This is a genomic window from Virgibacillus sp. 6R (genome assembly GCF_001895305.1).
GTDB lineage: Bacteria > Bacillota > Bacilli > Bacillales > Amphibacillaceae > Virgibacillus > Virgibacillus pantothenticus.
This window is the reverse complement of the sequence record NZ_CP017762.1, coordinates 3,262,140-3,274,947: the sequence shown is the minus strand read 5'-3', so window position 1 is coordinate 3,274,947 and position 12,808 is coordinate 3,262,140. Positions and strand designations below refer to the sequence as shown.

Sequence of the window (12,808 nt, the reverse complement as noted above, 5' to 3'; positions counted from 1 at the left end):
TTAAAAATCAGAACGCTTTTTCTACGGCAATGCACGCTGGCATAGCCTTCCAACTTGAACAAATTGGGATTTAGGAACCATTTTTCTCATCATTACGCAAAATCATAAGCAGATTTTTGAAATGAGAAAAATACGGATTCTTACATTCGCAATAAAGAGGACATGGCAAACAATGGTATATCTGTATATCGACGCTTGTGATTGCAGATCAACTTTTAGTCGGCCTTCTATTAAATTCAATCTGACAATAACTTACCGCTGAATAAAATTGACGTTTTATACAGATGGAGCACTTTAACTAGGCTCTACAATGTATAAATAATTTTTAGTTCCTAAGCAAAAAAGCCTAATTCCACTAAAAAATTAGGCTATTAATAACTATGTCCTCACTGAATTGACCCAGAGAACGGTTTTATAAAGTTCAATCAGTGGAGGTTTTCATTCGTCCCCACTGATTGTTAGATAAACGAATCAGGTATTTAGGTACTGTTATCTCCCACTTAGACTTGTTGCTATACAGATTATCCAACTCCTGAAGTGGGAGTTTTACAGCACCTTGTATATGGTGATAAATTTATCTATCTTTCACAATATTTCTTTAAACATGGAGATAACTTCATCTTTAGTTGGTTGAAATGGATTTCCAGGTGCACAAGCATCCTTCATAGCATTATTGGCTAATTTTTCAAGATCTACTTCTTTAACACCCAGTTCTGAAAGCTTGCTTGGGATACCAACTTCATTAGACAATTTCTTAATCGCTTTAATCACTGCACTTGCACACTGTTCATCTGTTTTATCTGTAATATCAATACCTGCAGCCTTTGCAATTGCACGAAACTTACTAGGATCTCTTTTAGCATTTTCTCGCTCTACAATTGGTAAAAGCATCGCATTACACACCCCATGAGGCAGATCATAAACACCTCCAAGTTGATGCGCCATTGCATGCACATACCCTAATCCAGCATTATTAAATGCGACACCAGCTAAAAACATAACATAAACCATTTGCTCTCGAGCTTCAATATCAGTGGAATCTTTTACTGCGCGCGGTAAGTATTCAAAGATTATTTCTACTGCAGCCAGTGCTGTTGCATCTGTAATTGGATATGCACCAGGAGTAACAATAGCTTCCATAGCATGTGTTAACGCATCCATTCCTGTAGCAGCAGTAAGGTCTTTTGGTTTTCCCATCATTAATTCAGGGTCATTCACTGTAATAGTAACCAAGCTATTTTTATCTACCATAACCATCTTTACTTCTCGATCTTCGTCAGTAATAACATAATTAATCGTGTATTCAGCAGAAGTACCCGCAGTTGTATTCACTGCAATTGTTGGAACCGCTTTATATTTTGTCTTTCCGACTCCTTCATAATCACGCACATGTCCACCATTTGTTACAACTAGTCCTATTCCTTTGGCGGCATCTTGAGGTGATCCACCACCAACAGAAATTATAAAATCACAATTGTTATTCTTAAACACTTCCACCCCATCATGAACATTTTTAGTTGTTGGATTTGGCTTTACTTCATCATAAACAACATAGGAAACACCAATTTTGTCTAATTGATCTAATACCCTTTGAGCAATTCCACTTTCATTTAAAAATTTGTCTGTTACTAATAAGGCTTTCTTAAACCCTAACTCTTCAATAAATGGTCCAACTTCAGCTAAGCAGCCTCTACCTATTAAATTAATACTTGGTACATATAAAACCTTTGACATATGTATCCCTCCTAATTCCAATTTATTATAAGAAAATTGCCTAAACAATATGTTCACTGATTCACATATTGTTATATTTAATTTTATTTTAACGGATGAATAAAGTCAATAAAACCAAATATTATTTTTTTGTTTATTTTTGTTTATTTCAATTAATCTTCGTTTTTTATGTGATGTTTTTTATTTATTTGTTAAGAACAAAGGAGCGGGGCGCCCGTTTAGCAACGTAGCGAATGGAACAAATCAACTAAAGATAAAGTGAACCTTCCATCAGCGGGTTTTTTTTCATCCCCGCTGATGGTTAGTTGAACGAATCGGGGATTTAGGAGCTGTTACCTCCCACTTCGACCTGTTTAGCTCACCGCTTCCATTCATGAAGTGGGAGTATACAGCACCTTATATCCGGGATAAAGGAATCCCACTAAAATAAGGGTATACCGACGTCTGGTAAGCCAGTTTTTCATCGGTCTTCCTCTTAGTGACGAACCGATGAGACCTTATCTTATCGTAGGGCGCATCTCTAAAGTCGCATCGTTGCTAAGCGATGAAGCCGAACGTGGCTATTGCTGGAAGTGTGGAATCGTTCACAACAAAAAGGTGACTCTTAGTATGTATCTCTGTCTAGTCCTACTTACATATATAAATATTCTGGGTACCCCCTACTACAGAGAATATTTACGATCACAAGTTAACAATGAAAAGAAGTGGGAAACCCAATAAAACTTATTCCGTACGCTTTGCCACAAACACATATGTGCGGGGTACCTTTACGAGAGATCATAGTGATGTTAAAATGCTTGAAAAAAATATATACCAAAAGAAAAAAAACACCATGACTTTTAATTAGTTAATAGTACGTACGTAAGAAAACTCCTCTTTAAACTAATTTTGCACAAATAAAAGTTGTACATTATTTCACAAACTAGAATATGTCTAAAAAACATGCTACAATGTACAATTGCAAGATAGAAAAAATGAATAACGACTACCATACATTTGTATCTTGCAAATATAAATGATAGGTGGTAAACAACATGGAAAGCAATATGGAGTATGAAGTATTATTGTATTATCATTATGTTCACATCGAAGACCCTGAGGGTTATGCAGCGGAACATTTGAAGTTTTGTAAGGATTTAGGACTAAAAGGCAGAATTCTTGTTGCTCATGAAGGGATCAACGGAACGGTATCTGGGACGAAGGAGCAAACGAAGGCATACATGGATATGATGCATGGTGACTCTCGTTTTGCAGATATGGTGTTTAAAATTGATGCGCATAACGGTCACGCGTTCAAGAAGATGCACGTTCGCCCACGGAAGGAATTAGTAACATTCCGTCTGGAAAATGATATTGATCCACATGAAGTAACGGGGAACTATTTGTCTCCTAAAGAATTTTACGAAGCAATGCAGGAGGAAGATACGGTCGTTATTGATGCACGTAACGATTATGAATATGATTTAGGTCATTTCCGCGGCGCTGTTCGTCCTGATATTAAAACATTTCGCGAGTTACCAAATTGGATTCGCAAGCATAAGGACGAGTTTAAGGATAAGAAAATTCTAACGTATTGTACAGGCGGCATTCGTTGTGAGAAATTCTCCGGTTGGTTAAAGGAAGAAGGATTCGAAGATGTGAACCAATTACACGGCGGAATTGTGACATACGGAAAGGATCCGGAAGTACAAGGCGAATTATGGGACGGGAAATGTTATGTGTTCGATGAACGCATTTCAGTTCCGATTAATCGCAAAGAGCATGTCGTGGTTGGTGTGGATTATTTTGACGGTGAGCCGTGTGAGCGATACGTCAATTGTGCGAATCCAGAATGTAATAAACAAATTCTCTGCTCCGAAGAAAATGAGCATAAATATTTACGAGGCTGCACACATGAATGTCGTGTAAGCGCGCGAAACTTATATGTAAAAGAGCATGAGCTTTCTGAAGCAGAAGTAGAAACCCGACTTGAGGCAATTGGCGAAAGCCTAAAAATGAAAGCTTAATGAAAAGGGCTGTTTCATAAATTAGATTTCTAACGATGAAACAAGCCCTCTTCTTATCTTCAAAAAGCATTGATTAACGTGATAATGTATCCGCATGAGCTCTATATTTTGATTCATTCTTTGAAAAACAGACGAAGATGATTAAGTTTATTTATCCAGTGCTTGCTCCGTTTATTCAAATTTATTTACAAGCTGTTGTAGGTCTTCGGAAACTTTCGCTAAGTTTTCTGAAGAGGATTCGATTTCCTGTATAGATGCAAGTTGTTCTTCTGTTGCAGCAGATACGGTTTGTGTTTGTTCCGCTGCCTGTTCCGCAATTTTTTTAATCCCATTCATGGATGTTTGCAGGCTCATTGCCCCAGATGAAAGATGATTAACATCTGTACTAATTTGAGAGAAGTCATTGAAAATATCATGAAATGTACTTTCAATTTTGCTAAACATACTTCCAGTGTCATGAACTACATTCGTTCCTGTTTCTACTACTTGTTTTGTTATGTTCATGGAATCCATCGTTTCATTTGTTTCGTACTGAATGGTTTCAATTAAACGAGTGATTTGCTCAGCTGACTGACTGGATTGTTCTGCCAACTTTCTTACTTCTTCGGCAACAACAGAGAAACCTTTGCCGTGTTCCCCAGCTCTAGCCGCTTCAATGGCCGCATTTAAAGAGAGCAAATTCGTTTGGGCCGCTATATCGGTAATGGTTTGGTTTATGGTATCGATTTCTGTCAAGCTTCGGCTTAGATTATGGATGGTTTTTCCTAATCGAACCACATTCCTATCAATGGTTTCCATTTGCTCTACTACTTCATCCATAGATTCCTTCCCTTTTACAGACATTTGCGTGGTCTCTTCTGCATGAGCTGAAATTACCGTCGTTTGATCCGCTATTTTTTGAAAGCTAGCTACCATCGTATTCATCGTATGAGTAGTTTCCTCAATATGATCCATTTGTCCCATCGATCCTGCTGCTATTTCTTGAATCGCAGAAGCAACGTGCTCTGACGCTTGTGTGTTTTGCTGAGCGCTGGCAGTTAATTGTTCAGAAGAAGAAACCACATTTTCTGCTCCTTCCTGAATAGACCATAGTAAATCTCTAATTCTAGTTATCATAGCATTAAAAGAAGAAACTAGTTGACCAAATTCATCATTTGCTTTGTAATCGCCCGTTACTAATTTGCCTTGTTCAGCAGCCCCCATTACATATTGTAAGTGTTTAACTGGCTTTATAATCGATTTAACAATCCATAAGCTAACAGCAATAAAGACAACGATCCCCACTAAAGTTATAATGATAAAAATCATGTTTACTTCTTGTAAATGAGTTTGATTTTTTTTGTTAATATCACTCGCTTTATTAGAAAAGTACTTTTGGATTTTCGTCATTATATTGTCTAATTCCATACGTTTGGTCATAACATGATCTACATAATATTTATACCCTCCCTTTTTATCATCTTTTGCTAATTTAAGAGCAGTAGTTCTCCCCCGAATATAATCATCTAATAACATATTATATCCATCCGTATCTATAATCTTTTTGGGAAATAAATCTTTAGTCTCCATTTTTTTACTTTCGATCACTAGTTCGTCAATACGTTTAATTAGGTCATTATATTTATTCTGATCATTTGTCATCATGGCTTCCATTGAATAAGCATCAATAGTGGCATTGTTTTTTTGGATCTTCCCAAGCTTGTCAATGGAAAGTAAATATTTGTCATACATTTCTTTAGAATCATCTGCCATATCATGTAAATATGTAAATCCTACTATACCTACGATAGTAGATAAAAGAACAGCCAAAGTAACAAGTAACACGAATTTCTTGGCTATTTTCAAATTTCTCATTATTTATCTTTCTCCTTCTTATATAGTGATGGATGGCTTTATTAAAGGGGGACAACTAATAGCACGTACCTTCTGGTGGTAATTTCGGCAACAATCTCTGTTATGCCGTATTGTCATTTTTGTGAAATAACGAACAGAAATAGAGCCATTTCAATGGAACAGATAAAGTGTATCTTCAATCAGCAAGGGTTCCACTCATCCCCACTGATTGTTAATAAACGAATCTGGATTTTAGGTGCTGTTATCTCCCACTTAAGCTTGTTGAGCAGCAGTAGAATTATCCAACTCCTGAGTGGGAGTCTTACAGCACCTTATATACGGGATAAAAACAAAACTTGTCAGCAATACTGCGTGATTAGTTCTATTATCCTATAACTTAGGAACCGCTACTTTAGTAATGAAAATGAATCAAGCATTACTATCATAGTATTTTTTTCTTATAAATTCAATTATTTTCATCTATAATAACAGACATTTAATAGACACTTTCACAATTATTTGAAACAAAATCAATTACCTAAAATCAGGACTTTTTATGGAGATACATTGGATGGCAAAAAACATGATAAAAACAAAAATATGTTTTTTTGACAGCTTTCTCGCTTATTGCTATCCTTTTTCTAAAAGGAGGGTGTTTATGTCTGTTTATGATTTCCAAGTAGAAACAATCGACGGGAAAGAAACATCACTTGCTGATTATCGAGGGAACGTGCTTCTTATTGTAAATACTGCGAGCAAATGCGGCTTTACCCCACAATTCAAAGGGCTGCAGCAACTATATGATACCTTTAAAGGTCAAGGCTTTTATGTGCTTGGATTTCCTTGCAATCAATTTAACAACCAAGACCCTGGCTCGGAAGAGGAAATTGCGGAGTTCTGTCAATTGAATTATGGCGTGACGTTTCCCATGTTTCGTAAAATTGATGTAAAGGGAGAACAGGCACATCCTTTATTTCAGTATCTTACAGAAGAAGTAAAAGGTATGTTTACAAAGCAAATTAAATGGAATTTCACCAAATTTTTAATCAATAAACAGGGCGAGGTTATTAATCGATACGCACCGCAAACGAAGCCTGAACAAATAAAAAAAGATATCGAAGCTACCTTGAAAAAATAAAAATGCAATATTCAAATCTAACGTTGTGTAAAAAGAGTTCGTTTTCTAGGCGCTCCCCAAACGCATAGAAAAAGCTTGGACTAAAATCCAAGCTTTTGCATTTTCCTTAACATACACCTTTTTACAAACTACTTCCAAATTTCATCTAATTTATCCGAATTGAATGTAATTGCTTTTTTATAACTAATAATTTCACTATCATTTGTCGTATCTATTAAGCATTATATACGGGATACATTAGAATTCAATTGTAATTCGGTATAATTAACCTTACTTTGAGCACCTTAAATCGAATTGGTCGGGGGGCTTCTGAAGTATGATCAAATATAATTCAAGCATACCCGACTCTATCTCGACCACGCCCCTCGAGCACCTCTCCTTTTTCGCTCGTTTTCAAATTCCTACTAATCCCTTCTACTGCCTACAACACTTTTGCCAGAAAATCTTTTGCTCGCTCTGTTGCCGGTTCGTGGAAAAACGCTGTTGGTTCTGCTTCCTCAATTAGTCTCCCTTGATCCAAAAACATAATGCGGTCGGCGACTTCCTTTGCAAAATTCATCTCATGGGTAACGATGATCATCGTCATACCAGTATTAGCTAAATCTTTTATCACTTCGAGCACTTCTTTTACCATTTCTGGATCGAGTGCTGATGTTGGTTCATCAAATAGCATGGTTTCTGGCTCCATAGCTAATGCTCTAGCAATGGCCACACGCTGCTTTTGACCCCCAGATAAACGGTTCGGATATGCTTGTTCTTTATCCGTTAATCCCACTTTTGCTAGCAGTTTTTTTGCTGTTTGGTGTGCTTCTTGCTTGGATATACCTTTTACTTTCTGTGGTGCATAAGCTACATTATCCAGAACCGTCATATGCGGGAATAAGTGAAAATGCTGGAAAACCATTCCGATATGTTTTCGGACAGCTAATTTGTTCCGTTTCGGAGCAGTGATTTCCTGGTCATTAAGCCAAACTTTTCCTTCCGTAGGACTTTCCAATAAGTTTAGGCAACGTAAAAATGTGGATTTACCAGATCCCGATGGACCAATAACAGCAACAACTTCTCCTTGCTTAATGGTTGTAGATATACTATGAAGTACCGTTTGTTTGCCAAATTTTTTGGTTATGTTTTCTGCTTTAATCACTTTGCCGAAGCCTCCGTTCTAGTACTCTACCAAGTTGTGTAAGGATAAAGACCATCACCCAATAAATCAACCCTGCAAATAATAGTGGTTCAAAATTACGGTATAAGTCTGACCCAACTACTTGCGCACGACGCATTAAATCCAAATAGCCGATCGTAGATACAAGTGCGGATTCTTTTGTTAACGTAATGAATTCATTCATCATTGCTGGCAATATATTTTTAAATGCTTGCGGCAAAATGATGTTTGCCATCATGGGACGATAAGGGATACCTAATGCTTCTGCTGCTTCTGTTTGTCCTTTATCAACTGCTTGAATCCCCCCACGAATAATCTCGGAAATATAGGCAGCAGAATTTAACCCAAACGCAAGAACGGCAGATATAAATGCGGATATGTCATAACCTGTTAATTGTGGAACAGCATAGTAAATAATCATTAATTGCAAAATCAGTGGTGTCCCACGGAAAATCGAAGTGTACGCGTCCGCAAAGGGTTTTAGCACCGGAGCTTTGGTTACTTTGCATAAAGCTAATAATGTACCTAAAATAAATCCAATAACAATGGATGTACTGACGAATTTTAATGTTGTCCCAATTCCTTCTAATATAAAAGGAATATAAGGCACGATTTGGCTGAAATCCAAATTCATGCCTTCTCACCTCGCTTTTCTATCTAATGTTGTCGTTAGCCAAATATAAGGTGCCATTAACGCCCCCATGAAGAATTCGGCGATGTAAAATTAATCTAAGCGGAAATAACAACTTCTAAATTTCCCACTATCTCATTACCAGTTATTACGCTTAAAAGCGAGCTACTAAAAGAGTTTTGTGCTTATTGCCATGCTTACTGCATCTCTGATAACCACTTGTCTTCTAATTCTTGCATTTTCCCACTTTTTTCAAATTTAGCTAGTACATCATTTACTTTGTCGACTAAATCACTTCCCTTTGGAAAAGCGATCCCCATTCCTGGTGAGCTTTCTGTAGGATCATCAAAGGATTTTAAATCTTGTTCTTTTGCATAACCGGCCGCAACGGTTTTATCCATATAACCGACATCAATTCGATTAGCATTTAATTCTTGAACGAGAAGCCCTGCTTTATCTACTGCTTTCACTTCAAAATCATATTCTTTAGCTAGTTTTTTTGCTCCTTCTTCCTGAATCGAACCTAGCTGGACGCCGACTATTTTTCCTTTTAAATCATCGATCGTTTCAATATTAGAGTCTTTGTTTGTTAAAAAGCTTTCTCCTGAACGATGATATTCCGTTGAAAAATCAACATTTTTTTTACGTTCTTCGGTCGCGCTCATGCCTGATAATACCATATCAACCCGATCAGCTTGGAGAGCTCCAACCAATCCGTCAAATTGCATATCTTCTATTTCTAATTCATAGCCTAACTCTTTAGCAATCATTTGACCTAATTCAATGTCAAAACCTTCAAAGTTACCTTCAGGGTCACGCGTTTCAAATGGAGGGAAGTCAGCTGACGTAGCCATTTTCAGTACCTTTTTCTCTTCTCCTGCTTCTCCAGATGCTTTATCATCGCTGCTTCCACAAGCTGTAATTATTCCAGTTACTATGACAAAGAGAACTGCCATGAGGATTTGCTTTTTCAATTTACGTCACTCCATTTTTTATTTTTATAGTTTAAGATTCCTAAATTATTACAATCTGCTAGTCTTCCATTTTTTTAGCATAAATAGCTGTTTTTGAGGCAACTGTTGACTATTTGTATGCTGTAATAAGAAATTTTGTTTTTCTGTTGCAGAAAAACAAAATTTCTATTTGAAAACATGAACAAAGGCGCGGGGAATTATCGTCTTTACCATCCTATTTGTATAACCTAAGTAGTAAAGTTGTAGTATTATATTTTCCTTTGGTTAAATTCCTGTTTAATTGCTGTTAAAAGATTTGGGTCTGTAATCACTTCAAAACCTGTCTGCGCAAGCGCCAATGCTCCATCAGCAATCATCTGATGCCCTTTATCTGTAATGGTCATATCTGCAAACTCTTTGGTGTGCGCTATTAAACCCGGCTTGTCAAATCCGATATACGGATGGATTGCAGGAACAACGTGACTCACGTTTCCCATATCAATCGATCCATAGCTTTGTTTGGCTGGCAATACAGGTTGAGCCGTTATTTGCTCTAAATGCTTCGTAAACGTGTTGGATAACGCCTGATTCGTTACCATGTTGTCATAGCTTAATTCATAGTTGGAAACTTCTAAAGTTGCACCTGTCATTAAGGCAGCACCTTCAGCAATTTTTTTTACTTTTTCTACAACTGCATTTAACGCTTTTCGCTCTTTTGCCCGCACATAAAATTGGGCTACTGCTTTGTCAGGAACGACATTAGCTGCTTCCCCACCATTTGCTATAATTCCATGTATTCGTACATCCGTTGGAAGGTGCTCTCGCAATGCGTTAATGCCATTGAATAGCTGAAGGACGCTATCTAATGCATTGATTCCTTTTTCCGGTGCAGCTGCAGCATGAGCGGTTTTGCCAAAGTAAGCAAATTGGATCGCATCCATCGCAAGGGAGTCACCACTCTCATAGGCTTGATCTCCAGGATGAACAATCATCGCAACATCAATAGAATCAAAAAATCCATTTTCACTCATCGGTACTTTAGCACCGTTTGTCTCTTCAGCTGGCGTGCCTAATACAACGACACTACCTCCTATTTCAGTTAACTGTTTACTTAAAATAATCCCAGCGCCTATACTCATCGTTCCAATGAGATTATGACCACAACCGTGTCCAACTCCGGGCAACGCATCATATTCAGCTAAATATGCAATAGCGGGGCCGGGCTTTCCACTATCAAATACAGCTTTAAAAGCAGTTTTTCTACCAGCAACTCCAGCTTCAATTTCAAATTGATGCTCCTTTAGCAAATTCATTAACAGCTGCATGGATTGGTATTCCTGATCTCCTAACTCTGGATGCTTGTATAAATGATCGCTAATATGACATAAATCACGGTGTATATACTTTAATTCTTCCTTTAATGTCTTCATATAATATTCCCACCTATGTGCATATTTATTTATGTGTACGTATATTTATAACATGATTTGCATTATTATGCAATTATTTTATTTCATTTAAGGTGGAAAATTAAATGAAAGAGAGAGCATAAGATATAAGTAGAGCTTAAATTAATTCGTTTTCAATTATTCCAATAAATGGTAAACAGAATGGAACATTTGACCTAAACTCTTATTTATCTTTATATTTTTTCTCACAGAAATAAGGGAAGGGCTTACAGTAACCCACATTCTGGGAAAATAAAAGGACATCACCTATTTTAACGGTTGAATAAGTGATGCCCTTTTAATCGAATATGACTGAATTGGCGGTTATTTCGTTATCCCCAAGCACCTCATTTTATGCTTTCCTATACAACAAAAAAGAGGGGTTGCCCCCCTCTTTTAGTATGCTTTTGCCCAGTATACCAATTCCTTCGCTTTTTTCCCGCAGCATACGCAAGTATCCGCCACTTTTTCTTGTTCAAACGGGATACAGCGAGACGTCGCTAGTGTATCTTCCTTAATTTTTTCTTCACATGCTAGATCGCCGCACCACATTGCTTTAATAAAGCCTGTTTGCTCTTCCAAGATGGTTGCAAACTCATCCATGTTTGTTGCGACATTTGTTTTTTCCAGTAGATGAGCTTTTGCGCGATTGTATAAATTCGTTTGCACTTCCTCAAGCAAAGCAGGTAAGCGCGTTGGCAATTCAGCTAATGTAACAAATTCCTTTTCACCTGTATCACGACGGACAAGCACAACTTGTTCTTTTTCAATGTCTTTTGGTCCCATTTCAATGCGGACTGGGATACCCTTCATTTCGTACTCGTTAAATTTCCAGCCAGGCATTTTATCACTTGCATCGATGTCTACTCTTACAAGATCCTTTAATTGGTCACGTAAATCATACGCTTTATCCAATACACCTTCCTTATGCTGTGCAATCGGTACGATCATCGCTTGCGTCGGGGCAATGCGAGGTGGAATCACTAAACCGCGGTTATCTCCATGGACCATAATTAAAGCTCCCATGATTCGGGTTGACAATCCCCAAGATGTTTGATGGACAAATTGACTATCGCCGTTTTCATCTAAATACGTAATATCAAATGCTTCCGCAAAACCTGATCCGAAGTGATGAGAAGTTCCAGATTGCAGTGCTTTCCCATCGTGCATAAGGCTTTCGATTGTCAATGTATATTTAGCACCAGCAAATTTTTCCTTATCCGTTTTCCTTCCTTTAAGGACTGGAATAGCTAAATATTTCTCCACAACATCAGCATAAATGCCTAGCATCCGTTCCGTCTCTTGTGAGGCTTCTTCATCTGTTGCATGTGCAGTATGCCCTTCCTGCCAATGGAATTCGGAGGAACGTAAGAATGGTCGTGTCGTTTTTTCCCAACGAACAACATTCCCCCACTGATTATAAAGCTTTGGCAAATCACGGTAAGAATGAATATTTTTAGAGTAATAATCACAGAACAATACTTCTGAAGTAGGACGAACGGCAAGACGTTCTACCAACTCCTCATCTCCGCCATGTGTAACCCAAGCTACTTCAGGAGCAAACCCTTCCACATGATCTTTCTCCTTTTGCAACAGACTCTCTGGAATAAATAACGGAAACGCAACATTCGTGTGACCTGTTTCTTTAAATTTCTTATCTAACACATCGCGAATATTTTCCCATATTGCAAACCCGTACGGTCTAATGATCATCGTTCCGCGAACCTGACCATAATCAACCAGCTCTGCTTGCTTAACGACATCGGTATACCACTGTGCAAAATCATCTTCCATTGCGGTAATTTTTTCTACAAACTGCTTGTTTTTCTTACCCAAAACGAAACACCTCATTTAACTATTTTATATACATTTTCGTAACCAACTCTTCATCTGCTAGGGTAAA

Annotated in this window: 9 protein-coding genes; 2 read left to right on the top strand and 7 right to left on the bottom strand. The window is 37.6% G+C overall.

Annotated elements, in window-relative coordinates:
- Positions 1-585: 585 nt before the first annotated feature.
- Positions 586-1,734 carry an iron-containing alcohol dehydrogenase gene (locus BKP57_RS14955; RefSeq protein ID WP_050351311.1) on the bottom strand — a complete coding sequence of 383 codons (1,149 nt, stop codon included), beginning with the start codon at positions 1,732-1,734 and terminating at the stop codon, positions 586-588.
- Between the two features lie 1,034 nt (positions 1,735-2,768).
- Here BKP57_RS14955 and trhO point away from each other — a divergent pair.
- The gene (gene trhO / locus BKP57_RS14950) at positions 2,769-3,740 is read left to right on the top strand and encodes an oxygen-dependent tRNA uridine(34) hydroxylase TrhO (protein ID WP_072741859.1); all 972 of its coding nucleotides are present in this window, start codon (positions 2,769-2,771) and stop codon (positions 3,738-3,740) included.
- Positions 3,741-3,911: 171 nt separating this feature from the next.
- Here the strand turns inward: trhO and BKP57_RS14945 are convergent, their stop codons facing one another.
- Positions 3,912-5,594 (bottom strand): methyl-accepting chemotaxis protein, encoded by a 1,683-nt coding sequence (locus BKP57_RS14945; protein WP_072741858.1) that lies wholly within the window; start codon positions 5,592-5,594, stop codon positions 3,912-3,914.
- A gap of 637 nt (positions 5,595-6,231) precedes the next feature.
- Between BKP57_RS14945 and BKP57_RS14940 the strand changes: the two genes are divergently transcribed.
- Entirely contained in the window at positions 6,232-6,711 is a 480-nt protein-coding gene (locus BKP57_RS14940) for a glutathione peroxidase (RefSeq protein ID WP_050351316.1), read from the top strand.
- A gap of 421 nt (positions 6,712-7,132) precedes the next feature.
- Here the strand turns inward: BKP57_RS14940 and BKP57_RS14935 are convergent, their stop codons facing one another.
- The 5 genes from BKP57_RS14935 to proS all read right to left on the bottom strand — a co-directional run bounded on the left by BKP57_RS14935 (position 7,133) and on the right by proS (position 12,741).
- Positions 7,133-7,855 carry an amino acid ABC transporter ATP-binding protein gene (locus tag BKP57_RS14935; protein WP_050351317.1) on the bottom strand — a complete coding sequence of 241 codons (723 nt, stop codon included), beginning with the start codon at positions 7,853-7,855 and terminating at the stop codon, positions 7,133-7,135.
- Positions 7,848-8,507: an amino acid ABC transporter permease gene (locus BKP57_RS14930; RefSeq protein WP_050351318.1), complete on the bottom strand. Its 660-nt coding sequence runs from the start codon at positions 8,505-8,507 to the stop codon at positions 7,848-7,850. Before BKP57_RS14930 ends, BKP57_RS14935 begins: the two co-directional genes overlap by 8 nt.
- A 194-nt stretch (positions 8,508-8,701) precedes the next feature.
- Positions 8,702-9,460 carry a transporter substrate-binding domain-containing protein gene (locus BKP57_RS14925; protein WP_072742448.1) on the bottom strand — a complete coding sequence of 253 codons (759 nt, stop codon included), beginning with the start codon at positions 9,458-9,460 and terminating at the stop codon, positions 8,702-8,704.
- A gap of 266 nt (positions 9,461-9,726) precedes the next feature.
- Positions 9,727-10,887, bottom strand: a complete 1,161-nt coding sequence (locus tag BKP57_RS14920) for a M20 family metallopeptidase (RefSeq protein ID WP_050351319.1) — start codon at positions 10,885-10,887, stop codon at positions 9,727-9,729.
- A gap of 414 nt (positions 10,888-11,301) precedes the next feature.
- A complete protein-coding gene (proS, locus tag BKP57_RS14915; RefSeq protein WP_050351320.1) occupies positions 11,302-12,741 on the bottom strand; it encodes a proline--tRNA ligase in 1,440 nt (479 codons plus the stop codon).
- Positions 12,742-12,808: the final 67 nt, after the last annotated feature.